Origin of the sequence: Cronobacter sp. JZ38, assembly GCF_008932145.1 — a bacterium.
Lineage (GTDB): Bacteria > Pseudomonadota > Gammaproteobacteria > Enterobacterales > Enterobacteriaceae > Cronobacter > Cronobacter muytjensii.
This window is the reverse complement of sequence record NZ_CP017662.1, coordinates 3,917,666-3,942,225: the sequence shown is the minus strand read 5'-3', so window position 1 is coordinate 3,942,225 and position 24,560 is coordinate 3,917,666. Positions and strand designations below refer to the sequence as shown.

Genomic DNA, 24,560 nt, shown 5'->3' with positions numbered 1-24,560 from the left:
GCTGCACACCGTTTTGTAGCCGTTCTGCCCGACAATTTCTGGCACATAACTTGCTCAATCCCTGCGCAATCGCGTTTTTACTTTTTCGCAGAGGACACGTTATGTCAGCGAACACCGAATTCCCGTTAAGCGAGGCGCCCGCCGCCGGGCGCAAGGGCCTGCTTTCCATCTCAATGGTGCTGTTCAGCTTTACCTTTTTCACCGGCACGATGTTCGCAGGCGGCAAGCTGGGCGTCGCCTTTCCTGTCGTCGAGATGCTTTGGATAGCCGTTATCGGCAACCTCCTGCTGGCGCTCTACGCGGCAGCGCTCGGCTGTATAGCCGCCCGCAGCGGGCTTAACACCGTGCTGATGGGCCGCTTCTGCTTTGGCGAAATGGGCAGCAAACTCTCTGATTTCCTGCTCGGCTTCGCGGAGCTGGGGTGGTATGCCTGGGGCACCGCCACGGTCGCTATCACGCTGGTGAAACTGCTCGCGCTGCCGGAGTGGATCACGACGCCGCTGATGGTGTTTTTCGGCCTGGCTTTCTGCGTAACCGCGCTGGTGGGCTACCGCGGGCTGGATCTGCTTTCGCGCGTCTCGGTGCCGCTGATGTTTATTCTGCTGGTGGTCTCAATGTGGATGGCGACCCGCCACGCAGGCGGCTGGCAGGGGATGCAGAGCATCGCGCCGACCCAGACGCTGGGCTGGTCGGCGGCGATCACGATGGTCTTCGGCACCTTCGCAAGCGGTGCGACCCAGGCCACCAACTGGACGCGCCTGGCGCGCAGCAGTGGCACCGCCATTACCGGCAGCCTGATAAGCTTTCTGCTCGGCAATGGGCTGATGGTGGTGGCAGGCGCGTGGTGCGCGGTGGTTTATCAGCAGGCGGATATCGTGGCGGTGATGATATTACAGGGGCTGTCGGTGGCGGCGGTGATTATGCTGTGCCTCAACCTGTGGACCATCCAGGGGCCGACGATTTATAACGTTTCCGCCGCCGCCTGCCATCTGCTGCGCAGCGAGCGCCGCCGCACGCTGACCGTCGCCAGCGCGGGCATTGGCATTCTGCTCGCCATCGGCGGCATGTATGAAATGCTCATCCCGTTTCTGGTGCTGCTTGGCAGTATTATTCCGCCGGTCGGCGGGGTGATTATCGCTGACTACTGGTTCCACCGCCGCGGGCGCTACCCGGCGCTGCGCGAGGCTCACCTGCCGCGTTTCAACTACGCCGGGCTTGCCGCCTATGCGCTTGGCGCGCTGACGGCGTACTTTTCGCCGTGGATAGCGCCGCTGGTGGGCATCGCCGTCTCGGCGGCGAGTTATCTGGTGCTGGCGCGTCTCACACGTAAGGCAAATGCAGGCCGTGCGATGGCGGAGCCGCAGCCGTGAGCCTGACGGTGCGCGAGATCCTGGCGCTGGAGGGGCTTAACGCGTTGCGCCTGCGGGCGGGCGACGCGGGGCTGCATCGCCCGGTGCGCTGGTATTACGTGGCGGAGAATGAGGGCATCGCCGAATGGGTGATGGGCGGCGAGCTGGTGTTTATCACCGGCATCAACCACCCGCGCGATGAAGCAAACCTTCTGCGGCTGCTTGAAGAGGGAAAACAGAGCGGCATCGCGGGCATGGTTATCCTTACCGGCGAGGCGTTTATTCATACCATTCCGCCTGCGGTTATCGCGCTGGCGCAAACGCTCGGCATTGCGCTTATCGAACAGCCCTACCACCTGAAAATGGTGATTGTCACCGAGCTTATCGGCACCGCGCTGGTGCGCCGTGAAACAGAGCTGCGATCGCGACGGGATATTCTCCAGCAGCTCCTGACTGGCGATTACCCGGATCTCGCGCTGCTCGGCCAGCGCGCGCAGCACCAGCAGCTCGATATCGCGGCCAGCGTGCGGGTGGTGGCGCTACGGCTGCATGGCGCGCCCGCGCTGTTTCAGAAACTGCCTGCAGGCCAGGCCGAAGGCGCGCTGCAACAGGCCAGACGGCAGGCGCGCCAGCAGCTTGAGGCGGCCTTAAGCCAGCGTCGCAATCCCTGGCCGCTGCTGGAGGTGGGCGAGCGGCTGATCCTGCTGCTGCCGGACGGCGACGATTTCAGCGCGCAGCAGGCGTGGCTGAAGGAGTGGCTCGACGCGCGCCGGTTCCCCGCGCCGCTGGCGCTGCTGGGCGGTATCTCCGGCCCGGTATCCGCGCCGCAACAGTACGCACGGGCGCTGTCTCAGGCGCGCAAGGCGCTGGATATCGCCGAAAGCCTGCAACCCCGCCAGCGTCTGTGCGACTATCAACAGCTCGGGTTTATCCGGCTACTGTCGGCCATTAACGATCCCGGGTTGCTTAATGACTTTTTCCAGCAGACGCTCGGCGCGCTGGTGGAGCCGGGGCGCAAATCGCCGTCGCTGCTGCTTGAAACGCTCGATGCGGTGCTTCAGGAAAACAGTAATCTTATTAAAGCCGCCCGACGGCTGAATATTCATCGCAATACGCTGCACCAGCGCCTGCAACGGATTGAGAAACAGACCGGCTACCCGGTCGATAACCCCCAGTTCCGGCTGAACGCCTCGGCCGCGCTGGTTATCTGGCGCATGTCGCAGTCTCATTTACAGGAGCCGTTATGAATATCGTTAATGCCCGTTTACGCCGCCGCGAAGGCTGGTTCACGCTCGTGCTGGAGGGCGGCCTCATCAACGCCATCACGCCGCAGACGGCAATGCAGGCGCCCCGTGGGGGCGACCTCGACGCGCAGGGCGGGCTTGTTATTCCGCCCCTGGTGGAACCGCATATTCATCTGGACGCCACCCTGACGGCGGGCGAGCCGGAATGGAACATGAGCGGCACGCTGTTTGAAGGCATCGAGCGCTGGGGCCAGCGTAAGGCCACCATCACCCATGAAGACACCAAACGCCGCGCGCATACGACCATCGGTATGCTGCGCGACCACGGGATCCAGCATGTACGCACCCATGTGGATGTGACTGACCCGACGCTTGCCGCGCTGAAGGCGATGCTGGAGGTAAAAGAAGAGGCGCGCGCGCTGATTGATCTGCAAATCGTCGCGTTCCCGCAGGAGGGCATCGAGTCGTTTCCGCTGGGCCGGGCGCTGATGGAACAGGCCGTGGAGATGGGCGCGGACGTAATAGGCGGCATTCCGCATTTTGAAAATACCCGCGAGCAGGGCGTCAGCTCGGTGAAATTTCTGATGGATCTCGCCGAGCGTACCGGTTGCCTGGTGGATGTGCATTGCGATGAAACCGACGATGCGCAGTCGCGCTTTCTCGAAGTGCTGGCCGAAGAAACACGGGTGCGCGGCATGGGCGCGCGCGTGACGGCGAGCCACACGGTGGCGATGGGTTCTTACGACAACGCGTATTGCTCAAAACTCTTTCGCCTGCTGAAGCGCGCAGGGTTGAGCTTTGTCTCCTGCCCGACCGAAAGCATTCATTTGCAGGGGCGTTTTGATACCTGGCCGAAACGGCGCGGCGTGACGCGCGTGGCGGAGCTGGATCGCGCCGGCATGAACGTCTGTTTCGGCCAGGATTCGATTAAAGATCCGTGGTATCCGCTCGGCAACGGCAACATTCTGCGCGTGCTCGACGCCGGGCTGCATATTTGCCACATGATGGGCTATGAGGATTTGCAGCGCAGCCTGGATTTTGTCACTGACAACAGCGCGAGGGCGCTTAACCTCGGCGACAACTATGGCATCGGCGAAGGCCGTCCGGCGAATCTGGTGGTGCTGGATGCCCCGGATGATTACGAAGTGGTGCGCCGCCAGGCCAAAGCGCGCTATTCGGTGCGTCACGGCGAGGTTATTCTGCGCCGCGAGCCGGAGACGCTGCGCTATTCGTGACTCGCCCTGCGTGACGACGGTTATTTCACCAGCGCCTGCGGGCGCTTTTTTTATAGCTGGCCGGTGATACTCCGGGAAATAAACACACGCTGGTTATTTTTCGTGCGTTTTTGAGAAACATCCTAAAAGCGAAAAAATGCGCCATAGGCTTTTTTAATTTTTATTTATACATAATTGAGAAATACGTCGGAAATATTATGTCAGGGACTTTCCGGTTTTTATGTTTGCCACCCTGTATTATTATATTGCTTATAGTTTACTAATGGTAATCGATTAATATATCACTGTTTTTATTCGTGACGCGGAAATAAGCGAAGCGGTAAATTCCCTTTTACGCGACAACGTTATTATCTGCGCGCTGTTTTAACGCCATGAATCGACAGAATCGATAGAAAAATAATATGACGCAGGTCACTTTTTTAAATTTTCTGCGCTTTTTACGGGGCTGGCGAAAATAAATAAATTCTGCTTAACCTTTATATCCGCGACGGCCCCGGTGGCCGCGCGTCATACCTATGACTATAAGGGCTGGCACGTCTGGCCCCTTGCAAACTAACAATGGACGGTCTCTGGGATGATCAACAGAAGCAGAGCAGTGGAACCTGTTCAGGCGGGATATTCGCCTGCACGGGGCGGGCGTCGTATTCGCATGAGCGCGGTGGCGATAGCCTTAGGCCTGGCCGGTATCGGGCAGGCGGCGGCCAGTAATTATATCGAGCAGGGTAAAGCGGGCGACGCCGCGAGCTGGCGCAGCAGCGAATATAATGCCGAATGGGGCCTCGGCGCGATCCACGCTGATGAAGCTTACGCGGCGGGATATACCGGCAAAGGGATTAAGCTCGGTATTTTCGATCAGCCGGTATACGCGCTACACCCCGAATTCTCCGGCGCCAATAAAGTCATTAACCTGGTGACGGAAGGTATTCGTGAATATACCGACCCCTATATCCCGGTGAAAAAGGGCGATGCCTTCCGCTATGACGGCACGCCGTCTGTGGATTCCGACGGCGAACTGGGCGCGCACGGCACCCACGTCGGCGGCATCGCGGCAGGCAGCCGCGACGGCGGAGCGATGCATGGCGTGGCGTTTAACGCCCAGATAATCAGCGCCGAGAACGGCGACCCCGGCCCGGAAGACGGCATTATTCTCGGCAATGACGGCGCGGTGTACGAGGCGGGCTGGCATGCGCTGATGGACAGCGGCGCGCGCATCATCAACAACAGCTGGGGCATCGGTATTACCGAGAAATTCGATCAGGGCGGGAAAGATCCGGCCTATCCGCACTTCACCGTCGCTGACGCGCAGGCGCAGTTCGATCAGATAAAACAGATCCTCGGCACCAAACCAGGCGGCGCGTATCAGGGCGCCATCGACGCGGCCCGCAGCGGCATCGTCACCATTTTCGCCGCCGGTAACGACTACAACCTCAACAACCCCGATGCGATAGCAGGCCTGGCGTACTTCGTGCCGGATATTGCGCCGAACTGGCTGACGGTGGCGAGCGTGATGAAAGATCCGGCTTCCGCCAACAGCATTCCTTACACCCTCAGCACGTTCTCTTCGCGCTGCGGCTACACCGCGAGTTTCTGCGTCTCGGCGCCGGGCAGCCGTATCTACAGCTCGGTGATTGAAGGCACCAGCCCTGAGACGCTGACTACCGACTACGCCAACTACAGCGGCACCTCGATGGCCGCGCCGCATGTGGCGGGCAGCGTGGCGGTGCTGATGGAGCGCTTCCCATACATGACCGGCGAGCAAATCGCCCAGGTGCTGAAAACCACCACGGTGGATATGGGCGATCCGGGCATTGACGCGCTGTACGGCTGGGGGATGATCGATCTCAGCAAGGCGATTCATGGGCCGGGCATGTTTTATACCGTGGAAGATATTCCTGAAGAATTCCGCGTGCCGGATCCGGACGGCGTCGCCTACGGCTCGTCGCAGTTTATCGCCGATATCCCCGGCATCGGCGAAGAAGTCGAAGCGGGCACCAACCTGGCGCGCACCTGTAACGATATTCAGTGCGCGATGGATCTGTGGTCGAACGATATCTCCGGCCACGGCGGCCTGACCAAGCAGGGCGCGGGCGCGCTGTGGCTGACCGGCGCGAGCACATACACCGGCCCGACGCTGGTGAACGATGGCCTGCTGGTGGTCAATGGCTCCCTGACCTCTGACGTGACCGTACAGCAGCAGGGCGTGCTGGCGGGTAACGGGACGGTCGGCTCGCTGACGGCGGCGCGCGGCGGGACTGTCGCGCCGGGCAATTCCATCGGCACGCTGAACGTCAATGGCGATGTAACCTTCCAGCCGGGCTCGCTCTACGCGGTGGAAGTCTCGCCGGACGGGCGCAGCGACGTGATTAACGCCACTGGCGCTATTGCGCTGAACGGCGGCGAAGTGGCGGTCTCGCTTGAGAACAGCAGCAATCTGCTAAGCCAGGCGGAAGTGCGCAGCCTGCTGGGCCAGCAGTATAACATTTTGTCGGCAACCAACGGCGTGACCGGTCAGTTCGACAGCGTGGCACCGGATTATCTGTTCCTCGGCACCTCGCTGGGCTACGCGGGCGGGCAGGTGACGCTGGATGTGGCGCGTAACGACACCGCGTTTGCCAGCGTGGCAGATACGGCCAACGGCCGCGCTGTCGCCGGCGCGCTGGAAACGCTCGGCGCAGGCAATCCGGTGTACGAGAGCCTTCTCGCCACCGGTTCGGTCGCGCAGGCGCGTCAGGCGTTCCGCCAGCTCGGCGGGCAGATCCATGCGGATATCGCCTCGGCGCAAATTAATGACAGCCGCTATCTGCGCGATACGCTTAACGAGCGTCTGCGTCAGGCGGAAGGGCTGACCAGCGTCTCGCCGGTGGCGGCGGATGACGGCGGTGCGTGGGCGAAGCTGCTGGGCGCGTGGGATCACGCCTCCGGCGATGAGAACGCCACCGGGTATCAGGCTTCCACGTACGGCGTGCTGCTGGGGCTGGATTCCGCTTACGCCGACGACTGGCGCATGGGCGTCGCGACCGGCTATACCCGCACGTCGCTTGACGGCGGCTACGGCGCGGGCGCTGACAGCGATAACTACCATCTGGCGGTCTATGGCGGCAAGCAGCTTGGCGAACTGGCCCTGCGCGCAGGTGCGGGCTACACCTGGCACCGCTTCGACACCAGCCGCTCGGTGCGCTACGGCGCGCAGTCGGATCACGCCGACGCGAAATATAACGCGCGTACCGAGCAGTTCTTCGCGGAAGCGGGTTATCAGCTGGCGGCGGGCATGGTTAATGTCGAGCCATTCGCCAACGTCTCGTATGTGAATTTTGAAAACAACCGCATCCGCGAGCAGGGCGGGGCGACGGCGCTACATGGCGACAAGCAGCACACCGACGCGACGTTCTCCACGCTCGGCCTGCGTTCGGGCCTGGAGTGGGACGCCACCGCCGAAACGACCGTGGCGCTGCGCGGCGAAGTGGGCTGGCAGCACCAGTATGGCGAGCTCGATCGCGCCACCGGCCTTAAATTCCGGGGCAGCAGCACGCCGTTTGTGACCAACAGCGTGTCGGCATCGCGCGACGGCACCGTGCTGAAAGCGAGCGCCGACGTGGCGCTGAACCGCAACGCGCATCTGTCGCTCGGCTACAGCGGGTTGATTTCAGAGAACTATCAGGACAACAGCGTCAACGCGGGCTTTAGCTGGAACTTCTGATAAACCGGCATCTTTGCGGTAATGAATAAAGGCGCCCTCCGTGGCGCCTTTATTATTAACGGCGGGCAGCACTGGCCGCCGTTATTATTTCCGGGAATGTTTTCCGGTATATTGGCCGCTAACGATACGGTTGTTAAAGGAACAAAGAGATGAGCACGGAGAGTGACAAGATAAAAGCGCTGGTGAAGCAAGTCAGTAAATATTTCGTCGCGTTATTACCTTATTCAACCCTGTTGTCTGGCGCGATTATCTGGAGTTATCTGGTCAGTATCGGACGTCTCGATCTTCTGATGGGCGCGTTTTCCTTTAATATCGGCCTGATCTCGCTGCTGGTCTCCGCCGCCGCGTTTTCACTGGCGACAGCGCTTACGCTGGTGCTGCCCAGCGCGATTTTACTGGCGCATCGCGAAGTGAACCCCGGCGACCCTGAGCAGCCGTTTAATAAAAAGCTGCCCTGGATCTGCTTTGCCGTCTCGTTTGTTTACCTGACGCTGGTTTTCCTGCCGCATACCACGCTTGTGAAAAAACTGACCGGCCAATATGACTTTAGCGTTCAGAAAGTGCTTATCCTTACAGTTATCACCGCGACCTTACTGGTGATTTATTTTAATACCGGGTTTCTTTTGCGCACGCTGAAACCCGGCAAATGGCAGAAAGTCTGGTTGGTATTAATGTGGCTGGGATTAATCATCGCCAATACGCTTTTTATCCTGTTACCGGCTCTGTCTGTATCCATACCTGCGGGTTTTCTTATTCACTCCAGCCGCGGCGAAGGCTCCTGGGCTATGGTTTTCGCCTGGGTATTTATCAGCCTGTTCGCCTTTCTGGCGTTTTTGCCGGCCATTGTGCATTACTCGCATAAAGGCGGCGAGCACAAGAGCGGCGGGGCCATTAAAAAATTTTTAGTGACGGCTTGTGCAGCGGTGGTCTTTATCGTCCTGCTGTTTCCTACCGTCTGGAGCACATTGGTTTATGGCTCGCTGGTCTCCATTGGGTTGGTGGACCCACAACCGCACTACTACCGGGTCGATGACGAGAGATTTTCAACGGCGATGTTTCCCGAAGCGGTCTGGCACACACAGGAGATGCCGGGCCGTGATGAGAAAGCCTTCTTTATCCACGGAGTGAACCTGTTTTCGACTGGCAGCGTAGAGCTTATCTGCCCTGTTTATATCGTGAAGCTGCGCGCGCGTGCGACGGCGCGCGATTACGCAAATTTTGTGCCCGGCAATAATGAAGCCTCGGTACGCTATTTTCGCCAGATGATGAAAGGCTGCCTCACCTTTGAAACCGGCGAGATCCGCCGGTGGGATACGCTGTTTGACGCGAACGGTTCGATAAAAAAATAAATAAATGCTTTGTGAAACAGGCGATTTGCCTGTTTCACTCTTTTCGCTCCACTTTCGAGCAAACGGCTGACGCTTTGCACTTAAGCGCTATTTCGTGATGCTGAAGTCGGAAATTAAGCTGTGCTTAATTTGTTTTCCTCAAAGTCACAATATGACCTGCGTCACACACTGCGTATTTATGGTGCTTTCCCCACCAAAATTAGTACAAAAATCGGCCTTTTAGGGCGCTTATCTATATAAAGTTTTTGGGGGTAATGCCGAAACTCTCTCCATCTGTCGTATCGGGAAGAGAAACCATGTTAAACCGCATAAAAGTTGTAACCAGTTTGCTGTTTGTTCTGGCCCTGTTTGGCCTGCTGCAAATGGCTTCGGGTGGCCTGTTCTTTAACGCCATTAAAAGTGACAAGGAAAATTTTACGGTTCTGCAAACCATTCGCCAGCAGCAGTCCACGCTGAACGGCAGCTGGGTTGCGCTGATTCAGACCCGTAATACCTTAAACCGCGCCGGCATCCGCTACATGATGGACGCCAGCAACATGGGCAGCGGCGCGACGGTGCAGGATCTGATGCAGATAGCCAGCACCTCGCTGAAGCAGGCGGAAACGCACTGGGCGGATTATCAGGCCCTGCCGCGCGACCCGCGCCAGAGCGAAGAGTACGCGCAGGAAATTAAGCGTAACTACGACATCTACCACGGCGCACTGGCGGAGCTTATCCAGCTGCTCGGCGCCGGGAAAATCAACGAATTTTTCGACCAGCCGACCCAGAAATACCAGGACGGTTTCGAGAAAGCCTATACCACCTACATGGCGCAGAATGACCGCCTGTATGAGCTGGCAGTGGAAGACAGCAACAGCTCCTACAGCATGGCTATCTGGATCCTGGTTGGCGTGCTGGCCGTAGTGCTGGGCGTGATTGTCTGCGTCTGGTTCGGGATTCAGAACACGCTTATCACGCCGCTTAACCGTCTGATTGACAGTATTCGCCATATCGCGAGCGGCGATCTGGCGCGCCAGATTGAAGTGGACGGCACCAACGAAATGGGCCAGCTGGCCGCCAGCATTAAACATATGCAGGGCGAACTGGTGCGCACCGTGGGTGAAGTGCGTAACGGCGCGGACGCGATTTACAGCGGCGCCAGCGAAATCTCCGCCGGTAACAACGATCTCTCTTCCCGTACCGAAGAGCAGGCGGCGTCTCTGGAAGAGACCGCCGCCAGCATGGAAGAGCTGACCGCGACCGTGAAACAGAACGCCGAAAACGCCCGTCAGGCGAGCCAGCTGGCGTTAAGCGCGTCGGAAACCGCCCAGAAAGGCGGCAAAGTGGTGGACAACGTGGTGCAGACGATGCGCGATATCGCCGGCAGCTCCCAGAAGATTGCCGATATCACGAGCGTGATTGACGGCATCGCCTTCCAGACCAACATCCTGGCGCTGAACGCGGCGGTAGAAGCGGCGCGTGCCGGTGAACAGGGCCGCGGCTTCGCCGTAGTGGCCGGTGAAGTACGCAACCTGGCGCAGCGCAGCGCGCAGGCGGCAAAAGAGATTAAAGGGCTTATCGAAGACTCCGTAAGCAAAGTGGACGTGGGCTCGACGCTGGTGGAAAGCGCAGGTGAGACCATGGGCGAGATCGTGAGCGCCGTTACCCGCGTGACCGACATCATGGGTGAAATCGCTTCTGCTTCTGACGAGCAGAGCCGCGGTATCGACCAGGTGGGCCTGGCCGTCGCCGAGATGGACCGTGTAACCCAGCAGAACGCCTCGCTGGTAGAGCAGTCGGCCGCCGCCGCCGCCGCACTGGAAGAGCAGGCGAGCCGCCTGACGCAGTCTGTCGCGGTGTTCCGCATCAGCCAGGACGCGCGCGAAAAGCCGCGTGAGGTCAGCCCGGTGCTGGCAAGCGTCGCGCCGGTCGCGCCGCGTAAGCCGGTGGTCGCGCAGGGCAGCGATAACTGGGAAACGTTCTAAGCGTTTTCGGGTAACAGGCCCCCGTCGCTCTCGCGGCGGGGGCTTTTTTTATGGCGTCGATTTTTATCGGCGTCAGGCGCGTAGCCCTTTCGATTCATTTATATAAAGAATCGATTAACAGTCTCTATAATTTATCTGTTCAGACCGAGGATAAAACCGACGCGATCCTGGCAGTGCCCGCCGCGCGGTAACGACTGACATGCTTTACAACCAACAGGATCTTTTGTGCGCATCGCAACGATTACCAACTTTGCCTATGGCGCGACGGTCGCGCTGACTCTCGCCTCCGGCGTGGTGCTGATGATGGCTTCCGGCGCTGATAAGGAGGAGCGGGCGGCTGTGCGGCAAAGCGCGGTATTCGACAGGCTGACGGAAGAGATTGAAAAGGAAGTCTACTCCCTGACTGAGATTGCCCGCCTCTACGCGGTGACCCGCCAGCCGGAAGATCTACAGGCATGGAAAGATAAGCTGGCGACGGCGACCCGCGATGAAAATCAGCTGGCGTCATTGCAGGATGTCGGGGCCACGCTTGAAGAGATTGAGCATTTACGCCAGGGCCTGGCTCAGGCGCGCGAGCTGGAAGATGAGCAGCAGGAGGCAATGCAGGCTATCGCCAGTGGCGACAGTCAGCGCGGCATTCATCTGCTTTTCAGCGCAGACTATGAACATCAGCTCAATCAGGTCGATTTTCAGTTCGCGCATTTTCGAAGCCTTCTTGACCAGCGCACCCGCGCCACAATCCAGGCAGCCACCGACGCCTCAATGCGGCTGCGAACGCTCTCCGAAATCATGGTGGCGCTGACCGCATTGCTGTTCCTGTTTGTGCTGGGGTTTGTGCTCAAGCGCCGCATTCTGCAACCGGTGGTGAAGCTGAGCGATGTCGTGAACCGGCTGGCGACGCAGGACTACGCGGTGGAAGCGCCGCTGTTGCAGCAGGTGGATGAAATCGGCGACATGGCGCAGGCGGTGCATATCTTTCGGGAAAACGGCCTTGCGCGTCAGCGACTTGAGCAGGAGCGCGACGCGGACTGGGCCATCCGGCGGCTGCTGTCGCGCATGACCCAGCGATTACAGGGCAGCGAAACGCGCAACGATATTATCGAGCTGACGCGGCTGTTCGCGCCGCAAATCGCGCCGGGGCTGGCGGGCCGGTTGTATGTGCTCGACGCGCACGAAAGCCTGATGACCTGCGTCGCCCGCTGGCTTGACGTGTCCGGCGACGACGCGGCTTTTACGCCCGACGAGTGCTGGGCGCTGCGCCGCGGACAGATGCACAGTCCTGGCCGTGACCTGGTGGATATTCCCTGTAAACATCTCTCGACATTCGCCGCACCGAAGGCGATCTGCGTGCCGCTGATCGCCCAGAATGAAACCATCGGGCTGCTGTCGTTTGAGAAAATCAATGAAGAGATTGAACCGCCGTATGTCTATCTGGAGCTGATGGCCGAGACGCTGGCGCTGGCGCTGGCGAACCAGAAGCTGCGCGATGAACTGATCGAAAAAGCGATGTACGACTCGCTGACGGGCATGCGCAACCGCTATCACCTGGAAGATGCGCTGCACGCCTGCATCAGCCAGGCGGAGGCGTCCGGCTCGCCAGTGAGCTGTCTGATGATTGATATCGACCACTTTAAAACGCTTAACGACCAGTATGGTCATGACGCGGGCGATACGGCGCTCAAAGAAGTTGCCCGTGTTATTCGGGCCACGCTTAGCGACACGGCGCAGGCGTTTCGCTATGGCGGCGAAGAGTTTCTGGTGCTGCTGCCCGGCATGGGAGAAGCGCAGGCGCACGCACTGGCGACGCGCATTCTGACGCAGGTCAGCGGGCTGTCGCTGCGTTATAACGGCGCGGAGATTGGCACGGTGTCGGTATCCATTGGTCTCGCCACCTGGCCCGATCACGCGCGCCGTGACAATCTGGTGAAAAACGCCGATATCGCGCTCTATCTCGCCAAAGAGATGGGCCGCTCTCGTATCGTGGTGGCGAACCGGCTGAAACCGAACGCCTGACGACGCAGCCGTTGCCGCACCCGGGGCTTTCCTTCGGGGCGGCGCGCAAACCAGAGTTTTCCGTTTCGTAAACCCGCTGGTTTTCCGCCTATACTCCGTGGTTTGGCAGCATATATTTTCTGGCACACTGGCTTTCCAACAACAGAAGGGCGCTGCCATTGAGCGGAGGTAAACGATGAAATTTCCTGGTATTCCGGAGAACGAAGAAGAGCGACTGAAATCGCTGTATATGATGGATCTGCTCGATACCAGGGATGACGAGCGTTTCGAGCGCCTGACGCGCGTGGCGAAAAAACTCTTTCATGTGCCGGTGGCGCTGATAAGCCTGCTGGATCGCGACCGTCAGTGGCTGCTGGCCTGCCAGGGGCTGAACACGCGCGAGACCACGCGTGACGTGTCATTTTGCGGGCATGCGATTTTGCAGGAGGGGCCGTTTATCGTGAACGACGCCCGCCTTGACGAGCGCTTTCACGACAACCCACTGGTGACCGGCGAGCCGTTTATCCGGTTTTACGCGGGCTACCCGGTGCGTCTGCCGGATGGCGCGGTGGTCGGCACGCTCTGTCTTATCGACGCCACGCCGCGCGATTTTAGCGATGACGATATCGCAAGCCTTAAAGATCTGGCGTTTATCGTAGAGGATGAGTTTCACGTGATCAGTATGGCGATGACAGACAGCCTGACCGGCATTCCCAATCGCCGCGGCTTTTACCGCAGTGGTGAAAAGCGCTTTACCCTGCTGAAAGATAATCCCGAGCCGTTCAGCATCCTCTATTTTGATCTCGATAAGTTTAAGCCTATTAACGATCTGTGGGGCCACGCCGAAGGCGATGAGGTACTGAAAGTGTTCTCAGCGCAGCTGCGCCAGCATCTGGGCCCGAAAGATATCGCCGGACGGTTGGGGGGCGATGAGTTCGCCGTGTTGCTAACCCGCAAGAGCGATGTCCAGCCGTTCCTTGAAAAGCTGCGCGCAAGCCTTGACGCGCATAACCAGCATGCCGGCAAGCCTTATAACATCAACTACTCCTATGGAATGCTCAACCGGGATGAAGGCAGGTTTGAGTCGCTGCTGGAGATGATCAAAGAGAGCGACAACGTGATGTATTCCGAGAAGCGCAGAAAGCGGCTCGGGTAACGAGCGGGATCACCCGCTCGCGTTAACCACCTTAATCGACACCATGCCGATGCCGAGACGGCGCGGCGAATGGCCGAGGATGTTCCCTTCGTTGGTGGACTGCGGATCCGGCGGCACAATGACCAGCGTATTGCTGCGCGTCGGATTGTCGAAATGCAGCGTGGTCGTCGATACTTCGTTGCCGAGCGTCAGCGTTTGCTGGCTGTCGCCCACTTTCACCGGCACCGGTTTTCCCGCGTTCGGGCCATAGGCTTTGGCGGTGATGACCAGAGCGAATTTCTCTGGCAGAGGCTTGCGATATTCGATTTTCACCTCCTCGCCAAGCTGCGCGTTGGACCAGCGCCCCCAGGACTCCGGGCGTGAAATGCCAGAGAACTGTTTGACCTCTTCCGGCGCGCCCGCCACGTTGAAGATAAAGCTGTCGGCCTGATAGCGGATGTCGTTATCCATCACTTTGAGCGTCTCCACGTTGCGCTGGTAGCGCGCAGTGTCGATGACCGTATCGCGAAACGCCGCTTTACCCTGCCATGTCGCTTTATCGACCCGCTGTACGCGCTGCTCGCCGCCAAGCTGGCCCTGCGAGACGCAGTAGTCGGTAGAGAGCGCCAGTTCCGGTGCCCACAGTCGCGCCATTTTGTAGCAGTTATCCACCCACAGGAAGTTATCGCGCGGGGCGAAGTCCGCCAGCTGAAAGCGCAATGGGGCGGAATATTCGCTCTCCGGTAGCGGCTCGATGCGCTTATCGGCCACACGCAGCAGCAGCGGCAGACGGAAATGGCTGCCGGAGAACGCGATAGTCTGTTTTTGCGTATCGACAGTGAAATCGTTTATCGCCGACGGGAATTTCCACAGGCTGATGATATCGGGCTTCCACGCGAGCACTTTCGATTTCATGTTCAGGAAGACCGTCGAGAGCGACTGGCCGGAAAGGCTGCTGCGCCCGAGTCCGAGATAGTTATCGCCGCCAAGAATATCCAGCACCGTGGCGCCGTTATCCATTGTGTTACGCTTCACCGCGACCAGATCCTGCTGCGGCTGGTCGCCACGCAGAATAAAGAACAGATTATTGCGGTCCTGCTTGCTGAGATATTTATACGCGGTGTTGTTCATCGCCAGATGATCGGACGAGACCACGATGACGGTATTTTTAAAATAAGGCGAGGCTTTGATTTTATTAATCAGCGCCGCGATGTGCTCCTGGCTGCAACTTACCGCGCTAAAGGACTGGTTCGGTTTACCGTCGAACGAATAGCTCTTGCGCTTGCAGGTGCGCGACACGAAACCGTCCGGGTGGTGCGTATCCACGGTGAGCGTAAAGAGCGAAAAGCGTTTGCCCGCTTTCGAGAGCGCTTCGTACTTTTTCCAGACCTCGTCCAGCACCGTATCGTCGTAAAAGCCCCAGTCGTTGCGGTAGGCCGGGTCCGCCACCACGCTTTTCAGCTCTTCAGCCCCGTAGAGATGATCGAAGCCGTGAGATTTCAGAAACACGTCTTTACCGGCGAAGCGCAGATTGGCGCCCTGAATAAAGTAGTTTTCATAGCCGGAGTTTTTCAGGATATCGCCCAGGCAGAGGTTCTGCGGGAAGAAGCTCGACATCGACGCGGAGGCGTTGCCCTCGAACGGCGCGAACAGCGGAATGCCGCACTGGGACGCGACCATGCCCGCGATGGTGTAGTCGGTGCCGGGAAGCTGTGCGGTATGGCTGAAATCAATACCTTCGTTTTTCAGCGCCCCAAGCTCCGGCGTCAGGTCCGCAAACGCCTGGTCGTCAAAATAGGTGCGCTCCAGGCTTTCGCCGTAGATATAGACCAGATTGAGCTGCGGATTATCGATACGCTTTTGCGGCTCTTTATAGTACGCCGCGAAATCCGGATCGCCCTCGGCGGTCTGGGATTTCACCAGCTCGGTTATCTGGCGAAACGCCGGACTGGCATCCACCGAGGCAAGCGCCAGCAGCAGCGCCGCAAAGCTATAGCCGAAGTGATACGGCAAGTGACGACGGCGGCGCAGGATCCAGGTGAGCAGCCCGAAGACCGCCAGCAGCGCCGCGACAAGCCCGAGGCCCGGCAGAATGTATTTACTGACGCCCGCGCCGGTGAGGCTGTTGGTCAGCGTATAAAGCACCGCGTCGTTGATGCCGTCGCCGGTAAAATAGTTACTGGCGAGCAGCGTCAGGTTCAGAATAACGAACAGGCCTAACACCACCAGCGTCGCGATGAACCACCAGGTGTTACGGCCAGCCTTGAAGGCGTATATCGCCACCGAGGCGATAAATAACAGTACGGAAAGCCACTCTGACAACACCACATCCTCGCAGCGAAGGCGCCAGGCCCGTTGGGGTTAAACCGGTTTTTTTACGGTGAAATATAACTTTGCTGTCACATTCCTACAATTTTAGCGTCATCTTTCTGTGGATCAGTTCAGATAAGGTTTAGAAACGCGGTTTTTTGAACCCGGTCTCATCCCCTGTGGCGGGTCATGGCGTAACGCGCAGCGTAAAAAGAGGTGTTTATTTATGGACCGCTAGCGGAAGGGGTGAAAAGCAGCTTCTTTTATGAAAATTTTATTACAGAGCAGATTCAACCAGAAAAAGGCGCAATAAAAGCGAGACGGGAGGAGGGAGACCGGGGCGCTGCGCATATGCCCCGGTTGACGCGTTTAGTATTCTTTACCGGTGACACGGCTGCGGTAGCTGTCCCAGTTGAAATTCACCCACAGGCTGTTGCCAAGCCGCATGCGATCCATAACGCGCTCGCCCAACAGCTTGGTCATTTCATCCATGTTCTGGTTGGTCAGCATTCCGGTCGGCCGTTTCGATGACGAGCGGCGATCCACCAGCTGGTTGATGATCACTTTTTCGTAGCGCGATTCGCTCTGCATGCCGATCTCATCGATCACCAGCAGATCGACGCTGCTGAGATCTTTTAGCAACTGCTCTTCACTGGTTTCCCGGCTGCTGAACGTGTCTTTCATGGCGGACATGATATCGGCCACGGTAATGATCATCACCGATTTTCCGCGCAGCAGCAGTTCATTGCAGATGGCGGCGGCAAGGTGGTTTTTACCGGTGCCAGGTTTGCCGGCGAAGACAAAACTCGCGATATTGCCGTCGAATGCCTCGACATACTGTCGCGCTTTGTTAACGGCGTTCATCTGCCCGTCGTTTTCCACGCGGTAGTTATCAAAAGAACAGTTCTGGTGCAGCGGGCGAATGCCGGAGCGGTTAAACGTGCGCTGCATTTTCATCGCCCGGTTCTCGCGCTCGATAGCCTCCGAGCGAAGACGCCCCTGCTCCTGTTGCCAGGCGAGAAGCTCTTCGCCGGTTTTAAAGGCGGGCTTTACATCAGGCGGCATCAGCCGCTTCAGGCGCATCATCAGGTCAGTGACGTTTTTCATCGTTACCCCCGGAATCCGTCAGGAATCTGGTCGTCCGGCTGCGGGATAGCGTTCACGTCGCGCCGCGCGGAAGACGTAAAAGTGGCGCGGTTCATCTGAATGCTGCGCGCCAGCTTTTGCTGCCACTGGATATGGTGAAAGACTTTGCCTTCCGCCTGCCAGTAGGCGACGAATGAGGCCAGCTCTTCGCTGGTGACCGGCTGCGACAGTGGAATGCCCCACAGCGCGGCCATTCGCTGGAACTCCGGATCGGGCTGCCAGTCCGGATACATGGCGAATTTACCCATCGGCACCGGTATGGGCTGGGCGACATCGTTCCCTTCGTCAAATAACTGCGCTTCCAGCGCGACATCGGAGCGGGGCGCGGCCAGCTGTTTTTCCAGGGCCAGCAGTTCCGCCATGCGCGCCGGCGTGACGGCATAAAATGCGGGCGCATTGTTATCAAACACCGCCACGGCCCCACGTTCGGCATGCGCCAGCGCGCCGCCGGGATTGCGCCGGAAGGCGTCAATATCAACGACATCAGGGGTCAGGATTCTGGAAGACATAAAACGTTCTCAATCAAAGCGTTATCAGACACTGGCGAATAAATGGCCAGCAGAGGCGATAATTCCTTCATAGTAGCATAACCCGGGGCGAGGTTTGAGCTTATTGGCGCGCGGACGGACGGGTAAAAAAAGAGCGCGCCATGACATCTGGCGCGCTCCGGGTCCCCTGGTGAGGGCAGTTTCGTTTTTTATTTTAAGCTTCCCCGTTGGCGGGGATAGCGTCAGGCAATAATGTTCAGCGTTACGTCGATGTTGCCGCGAGTCGCGTTAGAGTACGGGCAGACGATATGCGCCGCATCGACCAGTTTCTGCGCTTCTGCCGCGTCCATCCCCGGCAGGTGAATATTCAGTTTCGCTTCGATGCCAAAACCGGTCGGCAGCGGGCCGATCCCTACTTCGCCTTCGATAAATGCGTCTTTCGGCATGGTGATTTTGTCGCGAGCGGAGACAAATTTCATCGCGCCCAGGAAGCAGGCGGAGTAGCCTGCGGCAAAGAGCTGTTCCGGGTTAGTGACGTCGCCGCCCATGCCGCCCATCTCTTTCGGTACGCCCAGTTTCACGTCAAGCACGCCGTCAGAAGAGGTGGCGCGGCCGTCACGGCCTCCGGTGGCTTTTGCTTTGGCGCGGTAGATAACATTTTCTAAAGACATGCAATATTCCTTTTTGAGTTTTAGACGATTTAATCGTGCGCTACTTATATTTTGCATAAACACCGTTTAAGAGCGGCGCTTATGGCTGATGCAGGTTATCGCGTAAATTTTCCAGCTGCGCTTTAAGGCTCATCAGGGTTTCTCTGTCGCACGCGGTAGCGCAGAGCACTGACCCCGGAATGCCGTGGGCCTCGGCCTTTAACGCCCGGCCTGCGTCGGTGAGGGTGACGATCACTTGTCTCTCATCCTGACGCGAGCGCTGACGCATCAGCAGACCTGCGGTTTCCATCCGCTTTAACAGCGGCGTGAGCGTGGCGGAATCGAGATACAACCGCTCGCCGATTTCAGACACGGTTATGTCGTCTTGCTGCCACAGCACCATCATCACCAGATACTGCGGGTAAGTCAGGCCGAGCGGCGTCAGCAACTGGCGATAAATTTTATGCAGCGCCAGGTTTGCCGAGTAGAGCGCGAAGCAGAGCTGGTTATCTAAACTCAGCGAGAGGCCCGTGCTTTGTTGTTCTTTTGTTTTCATGTTTTCAATATAAATAGTGCACGATTTAATTGCAAGTGAACTTCTGGCTGTTGCTGCGATAGCTGTCCCCTTACACCCGGGGCCGTTTACGATAAAGCCACAGTCCCGGCAGCGACAGCCCAATCGACAGCGCGCCGACGGTAGACGCCGCCTTGAGAAAATGCGTCACCAGCGAGACCATTAACGGATCGCTGTAGCCGAAATGGCTGATTTTCACTGCCGAGATCATCGCCGAATAGGCGGAGATGCCGGGAAACATGGGGATCACCGCCGCGACGGTAAAGACTTTCGGGTGCGCGAGATACCAGCGCGACCACTGGATACCGATGCAGCCCACCAGCATCGCGGCGAGAAATGTTCCCCACTCGATATTCAACCCAAGCATTGTCATTACGGTACGCGAGCCGTGACCGACCGCGCCCAGCAGCGCGCACCAGAGCAGCGCGCGGCGCGGGACGTTAAAGACCATTGCAAAGCCCGCCGCCGGAATCGCCGAGAGCAGCATATCTTCCAGAAGCAGCGTAATAATACGAATTACATCCATCCCCGCAGCCCCCATAACGCCATGGCCATAATCACGCCGATGCAGGTCGCGAGCGTCAACAGGCTCGCCATCGCCCAGCGGGCGAGGCCGGTATTCACATGGCCTTTAAACATGTCCGCCACGGCATTGATAAGCGGAAACCCCGGCACCAACAGCAGGACGCTGGCGGCCATCGCCACGGCGGAAGTGCTGGCGAACGGCGGCAATGCAAGCAGCAGACCGGAGACTGTCGTTGCCATAAATGCGGTCAGGCAGAAGTTAATTTGTGGATGCAGATGGCGCTGCGTCAGCGTCTGGCGGACATACATCGCGAGCGTGCTGGCGATAAACGTCACCAGCGCGCCGTCCCAGCCGCCTTTATTCATTTTGCAAAAACAGGCGCAGGAGAGCCCCACCATTAACACCACCTGCCAGCGCGGATAACGCAGGGGCTTGAGTTGCGAGAAGCGTTTTTCGACATCGTCGCGACCGAGCAGCTTATGCTCGGCCATGATGACGATATGCTGCACTTCGGTCACCATATGCATATTGATGCCGCGATCGATGTTTTTTCGCGTGGTGGTAAGGCAGTGGTGATCTTTAATCGTGGTCAGCACAATCGCGTTGGCGGAAATCGAGCTTTCCACGCTGTCCATGCCCAGCGCGACGCCAAGCCGTGACGTCAGCTCATCTATCAGCGCGCTTTCCGCGCCGTGCTGCAATAAGTAAAGCCCGCACTGAATACACAAACGGGTGACGTCCCGCTGCGCTAAAGCATCCGCTTCCATATACATTCCTGGTGAAAGAGGGCGTCGACGCGCCAGAAGTGTCCATTATTAACATGCGTCGTGAAACGCAGCCGTGGGGACAGATCAAGCTTGCTGCATTTTTCATTGCGCTTAAGCGCTGTGCGCCGTCGCGTGCTGCACGCGGCGACGCAGCGGCGTCGTATTAATTATCCATATATAGATAAATAAAAAAGACGTCGCGCGGTGCGATAAAGCTTATTTATTATGTAAAGCCGTAATGTCTATAAATAGACATTTTTTATCTTTTTACGATGAGAATATCCTTTAATTTTGCGCGGCGTATTTTTCGCTTTTTTTGTCGTTGACAGTAAAATAAAGGGTTCATAGAATGCCGACGTTTACCCGGACAGGAAATTCTTTCTGTCTATTTATATACATCATCTGCTTTTGCTGTCTGCGCTATTGTTTTTTCTTTTTAAGTTTTTTAATGGTTTTTTACATTATTCCATAAGTGAGTTTTAAAAAATATGTTTGGCCGGAAGGATATAACCGGAGGAAATATGTTACCAGGACGTTGCAAACAAGGCATTATCATTAGCCAAATCCCTGTCATGCATACCGGGCTGGAGGTCATTATGCGCCGCCATTTCCCGGAGACGGAACTGTACCATTATAAAAGCAGCGCCGAGATGTCGCTGCCGCTGCTGAATCCGGTCGATATGGTGCTGGCGGAGCTGCCCTGCGCGCCCGATGACGCGCGCCGCGAGTGCGAGGCGTACTATTCGCTGGTGGCACAGGCACCTGGCGTGCACTGGATTTTTCTCGTTCCCGCTGCCACGTTCAGCCTGGCGGTGCAGTTACTGATGCGCCCGGAAACTACGCTGCTGTCTACGGCGGAGTCGGTGAATGGCGTCGTCAACGCAGTGCGGCTTGGCCGCGAAAAAGCCGAGCGCGTCAGCCAGATGTTAGTTACGCCGCGCCAGCCGCAGGAGAGCGAGCCTGCCTCAACGGTCATGCTGACCTCGTCAGAGAGACAGGTATTACGCCTGCTCGGCAAAGGCTGGGGAATAAATCAAATCGCCCAGATGCTGAAAAAAAGCAATAAGACGATCAGTGCGCAGAAAAACAGCGCCATGCGGCGCTTATCGTTGCGCGGAAATGCAGAAATGTATGCATGGATCAGCAGCCTGCAGGGATTAAAAGAATTAAATTTGATTTCATTACATAAGGAACAGGCCGAATGGAACACGGAGTCGAAAAACGAAGCATTGCGCTAATTGAAAAATGCGTAATGAGCGGTGAAGGAATACGTTCGCTGTTGAAGGGCCATCATTCGATATCATGCCGTCTGGAAATATTTGTCGATCACCATGCCTTTATTCAGACGCTGGGAAACCGGCATTTTTCTGTCGTTATCTTCTCACTTGATGGTACGCGTGAGCACCGGCGTGATTGTCTGCAATTCGTCAGCGAAATGGCGAAAGCCTTTCCGCGTATGAAACGCATCGTGATGGTGAATAACGTCAATGAGGCGAAACTGATAAGCCAGCTCTCACCGACGCCGTTGCAGGGAATTATCGATAAATCGGAAACGCTGGCGCGCTTTACCGATGAGCTGATGTCTGCGATGAATGATTCGGCCCGCGTCAGTGAGTCGCCAAATAAAGTCTGGTACGCAAGCCAGGGATCGCGGCTGCTGAGCCCGACCGAGCGGATTATTCTGCGTTACCTGACGGATGGTTATTCGGTGTCGCAAATTGCCTGCCATCTCGAGCGCAACATTAAAACCATTCGTGCGCATAAGTTTAACGCGATGCTGAAGCTCGGGGTGCATACGGATGCCGGCTTGCTGAACGCGGCGGATATTCTCAGACACCGGGCAGGCTTGTTCTGAGCCTGCGGCGGCGGCGCGTTTGGGGAGGTAACGTAACGACGTAGCACGCGCGCCAGGCCGTTACGCTAAGGGCTTACAGGCAGACATCCACCCATTGCGCCTGCGTCAGTTCCGCCAGACGACTCGGCGAAATACGTACCGCGCTGTGAATGGCGCCTGCGGCAGGGAGCACTTCGTCATACTGGCGCAGCGAAACGTCACAATAGACCGCCAGCGCATTTTCCAGCCCAAACGGGCAGACGCCGCCGACCGGATGACCGGTCCAGGTCACCACTTCGTCGCTGCTAAGCATGCGCGCTTTGGCGCCGAACGTGGTTTTCAGCTTTTTGTTATCAAGACGCGCGTCGCCCTTAGCGACAACCAGAATCACCTGATCTTTCACTTTTAGCGAAAGCGTTTTGGCTATCTGACCGGGCTCAACCTGATGAGCGGCGGCAGCCAGAGCGACGGTAGCGGTGCTTTGGTTCAGTTCGATGATTTCAATATCGGGGGCGTTTTCGACAAAAAATTGCCGCACGGATTCCAGACTCATTTATTTCTCCTGAAAATAGCTGTCCTAATCTGGCATACAGGGCCATGTTTTGTAAATTATCTGAAAAGGGCTTTCCGGCGGCTATCCGGTGTTTTCTGGATCTCCTTCACAATCAAAGAAACCGGTTACTGTAACCGGTTGCAGAGCCTCTCAGGCGGATTAATACTGGTTACGTAACCTCCCTCTGTAACCAATAATAAGAGCCGTCTATGAAACCTTATTTTCTCAGTTACGCCGCTGGCAAGGCGGTAAGCCACCGTTGCAGCCCGGATGATTTCACTGCGCAGGAAGCAGAGCGACATACCCGGTTACGGTTTTCAGTTCAATGGATTATGGGATGATGCGCGACGGCCACTCGCCGCGTATTCACGTTGATTGCCTGACAGGAGAACCGCCATGTCTGCCAACCATGCTGCATTTAATGTGATTTTTCGCTTTGTTGAAAATTATGTCAGCCCGATAGCTTCCCGCATTTCCGCGCAACGTCACGTGATGGCGATCCGCGACGGTTTTATCTCTGCCATGCCGTTTATGATTGTCGGCTCTTTTTTGCTGGTGTTCGCCTATCCGCCGTTTTCGCCGGATACCACGCTCGGCTTTGCCCGCGCGTGGCTGGATATGGCAAAACAGTTCGAAGGGCAGATCCTCACCCCGTTTGATATGACGATGGGGATTATGTCGATTTATATCTGCGCCGCCATCGCCTATAACCTCGGCAAACATTATGTGAAGTCGCATCAGCTGGACCCGTTCATGTGCGCCATGCTGTCGCTGATGGCGTTTCTGCTGGTGGCTGCGCCGAAAACTAAAGGCACGCTGCCGGTAGACAGCCTGGGAGGCACCGGTATTTTCACGGCGATTCTGGTGGCGATTTACTGCGTGGAGATGATGCGTTTTCTGAAGGCGCATAACATCGGCATCCGTTTGCCGGACCAGGTGCCGCCGATGATTAAAAACTCGTTCGATCTGTTAATCCCGGTGCTGGTAGTGGTGCTCACTCTCTATCCACTGAGCCTGCTGATTCAGTCGCAATTCGACATGCTGATCCCGCAGGCGATTATGTCAGTTTTCAAGCCGCTGGTGTCCGCTGCGGATTCGCTACCGGCGATTCTGCTGGCTGTGCTGATTGGCCATCTGCTCTGGTTTGCGGGCATTCATGGCGCGGCGATTGTTTCAGGAATGCTGCAGATGTTCTGGCTGACGAATCTTGGGCTTAACCAGACCGCGCTGGCGCAAAGCGCGCCGCTGCCGCACATCTTTATGGAAGCATTCTGGACGTTCTTTATTGTTATCGGCGGCTCCGGCGCGACGATGGGGCTGGTGTTCTGCTATCTGCGCAGCCGTTCTGCGCATCTGCGCTCGATAGGCCGCCTGAGCGTAGTGCCAAGCCTTTTTAACATCAACGAGCCGGTGATTTTCGGCACGCCTATCGTAATGAACCCGGTGTTCTTTATTCCGTTCCTGCTGGCCCCGATGGTGAATGCGGTGCTCGCCTGGGCGGCGATGAAGTTCGATTTGATTGGACGCGTAATTTCCGTTGTGCCGTGGACTGCGCCGGCGCCGGTTGGCGCCGCCTGGGCGCTGGGCTGGGATTTCCGGGCCGCGCTGTTGGTCATTGTGCTGGCGGTCGTCTCGGCCATCATTTACTTCCCGTTCTTTAAAGTCTACGAGAAGCAACTGCTGGCTCAGGAAGCGGAAGAGGCGCTGAAAGAGGGGCAGGGGGCTGGCGAACAGGCCGCCTGATAAC

The 24,560-nt window shown here is 57.6% G+C and carries 19 protein-coding genes; 11 read left to right on the top strand and 8 right to left on the bottom strand.

Features of this window, described 5'->3' with window-relative positions; all coding sequences use genetic code 11:
• Positions 1–101 precede the first annotated feature (101 nt).
• The 8 genes from codB (at position 102) to BJP61_RS18520 (ending at position 13,986) form a co-directional block, all read left to right on the top strand.
• Positions 102–1,370: a cytosine permease gene (codB, locus tag BJP61_RS18555; RefSeq protein ID WP_038865202.1), complete on the top strand. Its 1,269-nt coding sequence runs from the start codon at positions 102–104 to the stop codon at positions 1,368–1,370.
• Complete coding sequence (locus BJP61_RS18550; protein WP_038865200.1) at positions 1,367–2,596, top strand: PucR family transcriptional regulator; 1,230 nt, start codon at positions 1,367–1,369, stop codon at positions 2,594–2,596. Before codB ends, BJP61_RS18550 begins: the two co-directional genes overlap by 4 nt.
• On the top strand, positions 2,593–3,828 hold the full coding sequence (gene codA / locus BJP61_RS18545) for a cytosine deaminase (RefSeq protein WP_171998992.1): 1,236 nt from the start codon (positions 2,593–2,595) through the stop codon (positions 3,826–3,828). The genes BJP61_RS18550 and codA overlap by 4 nt, the downstream gene beginning before the upstream one ends.
• Positions 3,829–4,477: 649 nt before the next feature.
• A complete protein-coding gene (locus tag BJP61_RS18540; RefSeq protein WP_171999370.1) occupies positions 4,478–7,525 on the top strand; it encodes an autotransporter serine protease in 3,048 nt (1,015 codons plus the stop codon).
• Positions 7,526–7,674: 149 nt separating this feature from the next.
• Positions 7,675–8,874 carry a hypothetical protein gene (locus BJP61_RS18535; RefSeq protein WP_171998990.1) on the top strand — a complete coding sequence of 400 codons (1,200 nt, stop codon included), beginning with the start codon at positions 7,675–7,677 and terminating at the stop codon, positions 8,872–8,874.
• 296 nt (positions 8,875–9,170) lie between these two features.
• On the top strand, positions 9,171–10,838 hold the full coding sequence (gene tsr, locus BJP61_RS18530; protein WP_038865192.1) for a methyl-accepting chemotaxis protein: 1,668 nt from the start codon (positions 9,171–9,173) through the stop codon (positions 10,836–10,838).
• A 225-nt stretch (positions 10,839–11,063) separates the two neighbouring features.
• Complete coding sequence (locus BJP61_RS18525) at positions 11,064–12,851, top strand: sensor domain-containing diguanylate cyclase (RefSeq protein ID WP_161580870.1); 1,788 nt, start codon at positions 11,064–11,066, stop codon at positions 12,849–12,851.
• 175 nt (positions 12,852–13,026) lie between these two features.
• Complete coding sequence (locus BJP61_RS18520) at positions 13,027–13,986, top strand: sensor domain-containing diguanylate cyclase (protein ID WP_075193507.1); 960 nt, start codon at positions 13,027–13,029, stop codon at positions 13,984–13,986.
• Positions 13,987–13,995: 9 nt separating this feature from the next.
• On the opposite strand, the gene opgB is transcribed toward BJP61_RS18520, so the two are convergent.
• The 7 genes from opgB to BJP61_RS18485 form a co-directional block, all read right to left on the bottom strand.
• Complete coding sequence (gene opgB, locus BJP61_RS18515) at positions 13,996–16,287, bottom strand: phosphatidylglycerol--membrane-oligosaccharide glycerophosphotransferase (RefSeq protein ID WP_171998988.1); 2,292 nt, start codon at positions 16,285–16,287, stop codon at positions 13,996–13,998.
• Positions 16,288–16,644: 357 nt separating this feature from the next.
• Positions 16,645–17,382, bottom strand: coding sequence for a DNA replication protein DnaC (gene dnaC, locus BJP61_RS18510; protein WP_038865184.1), 738 nt, complete (start codon positions 17,380–17,382; stop codon positions 16,645–16,647).
• Between the two features lie 2 nt (positions 17,383–17,384).
• Positions 17,385–17,930 (bottom strand): primosomal protein DnaT, encoded by a 546-nt coding sequence (gene dnaT / locus BJP61_RS18505; protein WP_171998986.1) that lies wholly within the window; start codon positions 17,928–17,930, stop codon positions 17,385–17,387.
• A 221-nt stretch (positions 17,931–18,151) separates the two neighbouring features.
• On the bottom strand, positions 18,152–18,580 hold the full coding sequence (locus BJP61_RS18500) for an organic hydroperoxide resistance protein (protein ID WP_038865181.1): 429 nt from the start codon (positions 18,578–18,580) through the stop codon (positions 18,152–18,154).
• A 79-nt stretch (positions 18,581–18,659) separates the two neighbouring features.
• Positions 18,660–19,115: a MarR family transcriptional regulator gene (locus tag BJP61_RS18495; RefSeq protein WP_038865172.1), complete on the bottom strand. Its 456-nt coding sequence runs from the start codon at positions 19,113–19,115 to the stop codon at positions 18,660–18,662.
• 70 nt (positions 19,116–19,185) lie between these two features.
• Positions 19,186–19,659 (bottom strand): threonine/serine exporter, encoded by a 474-nt coding sequence (locus tag BJP61_RS18490; RefSeq protein ID WP_171998984.1) that lies wholly within the window; start codon positions 19,657–19,659, stop codon positions 19,186–19,188.
• Positions 19,650–20,426 carry a threonine/serine exporter ThrE family protein gene (locus BJP61_RS18485; RefSeq protein WP_038865165.1) on the bottom strand — a complete coding sequence of 259 codons (777 nt, stop codon included), beginning with the start codon at positions 20,424–20,426 and terminating at the stop codon, positions 19,650–19,652. Before BJP61_RS18485 ends, BJP61_RS18490 begins: the two co-directional genes overlap by 10 nt.
• 521 nt (positions 20,427–20,947) lie before the next feature.
• Here BJP61_RS18485 and BJP61_RS18480 point away from each other — a divergent pair.
• Entirely contained in the window at positions 20,948–21,664 is a 717-nt protein-coding gene (locus BJP61_RS18480) for a LuxR C-terminal-related transcriptional regulator (protein WP_201764742.1), read from the top strand.
• On the top strand, positions 21,628–22,281 hold the full coding sequence (bglJ, locus tag BJP61_RS18475) for a DNA-binding transcriptional activator BglJ (protein ID WP_038865163.1): 654 nt from the start codon (positions 21,628–21,630) through the stop codon (positions 22,279–22,281). The genes BJP61_RS18480 and bglJ overlap by 37 nt, the downstream gene beginning before the upstream one ends.
• Positions 22,282–22,354: 73 nt before the next feature.
• On the opposite strand, the gene BJP61_RS18470 is transcribed toward bglJ, so the two are convergent.
• Positions 22,355–22,813, bottom strand: coding sequence for a YbaK/EbsC family protein (locus BJP61_RS18470; protein WP_038865153.1), 459 nt, complete (start codon positions 22,811–22,813; stop codon positions 22,355–22,357).
• A gap of 396 nt (positions 22,814–23,209) precedes the next feature.
• Between BJP61_RS18470 and BJP61_RS18465 the strand changes: the two genes are divergently transcribed.
• Positions 23,210–24,556, top strand: a complete 1,347-nt coding sequence (locus BJP61_RS18465) for a PTS sugar transporter subunit IIC (protein WP_075193505.1) — start codon at positions 23,210–23,212, stop codon at positions 24,554–24,556.
• The last annotated feature ends 4 nt before the right edge of the window (positions 24,557–24,560 follow it).

Bases quoted from the DNA above. Each gene is read 5' to 3' on its own strand.
- codB (WP_038865202.1), top strand. From the start codon at position 102: ATGTCAGCGAACACCGAATTCCCGTTAAGCGAGGCGCCCGCCGCCGGG.
- codA (WP_171998992.1), top strand. From the start codon at position 2,593: ATGAATATCGTTAATGCCCGTTTACGCCGCCGCGAAGGCTGGTTCACG.
- BJP61_RS18540 (WP_171999370.1), top strand. From the start codon at position 4,478: ATGAGCGCGGTGGCGATAGCCTTAGGCCTGGCCGGTATCGGGCAGGCG.
- BJP61_RS18535 (WP_171998990.1), top strand. From the start codon at position 7,675: ATGAGCACGGAGAGTGACAAGATAAAAGCGCTGGTGAAGCAAGTCAGT.
- tsr (WP_038865192.1), top strand. From the start codon at position 9,171: ATGTTAAACCGCATAAAAGTTGTAACCAGTTTGCTGTTTGTTCTGGCC.
- BJP61_RS18520 (WP_075193507.1), top strand. From the start codon at position 13,027: ATGAAATTTCCTGGTATTCCGGAGAACGAAGAAGAGCGACTGAAATCG.
- dnaC (WP_038865184.1), bottom strand. From the start codon at position 17,382: ATGAAAAACGTCACTGACCTGATGATGCGCCTGAAGCGGCTGATGCCG.
- dnaT (WP_171998986.1), bottom strand. From the start codon at position 17,930: ATGTCTTCCAGAATCCTGACCCCTGATGTCGTTGATATTGACGCCTTC.
- BJP61_RS18500 (WP_038865181.1), bottom strand. From the start codon at position 18,580: ATGTCTTTAGAAAATGTTATCTACCGCGCCAAAGCAAAAGCCACCGGA.
- BJP61_RS18495 (WP_038865172.1), bottom strand. From the start codon at position 19,115: ATGAAAACAAAAGAACAACAAAGCACGGGCCTCTCGCTGAGTTTAGAT.
- BJP61_RS18490 (WP_171998984.1), bottom strand. From the start codon at position 19,659: ATGGATGTAATTCGTATTATTACGCTGCTTCTGGAAGATATGCTGCTC.
- BJP61_RS18485 (WP_038865165.1), bottom strand. From the start codon at position 20,426: ATGGAAGCGGATGCTTTAGCGCAGCGGGACGTCACCCGTTTGTGTATT.
- BJP61_RS18480 (WP_201764742.1), top strand. From the start codon at position 20,948: ATGTTACCAGGACGTTGCAAACAAGGCATTATCATTAGCCAAATCCCT.
- bglJ (WP_038865163.1), top strand. From the start codon at position 21,628: ATGGAACACGGAGTCGAAAAACGAAGCATTGCGCTAATTGAAAAATGC.
- BJP61_RS18470 (WP_038865153.1), bottom strand. From the start codon at position 22,813: ATGAGTCTGGAATCCGTGCGGCAATTTTTTGTCGAAAACGCCCCCGAT.
- BJP61_RS18465 (WP_075193505.1), top strand. From the start codon at position 23,210: ATGTCTGCCAACCATGCTGCATTTAATGTGATTTTTCGCTTTGTTGAA.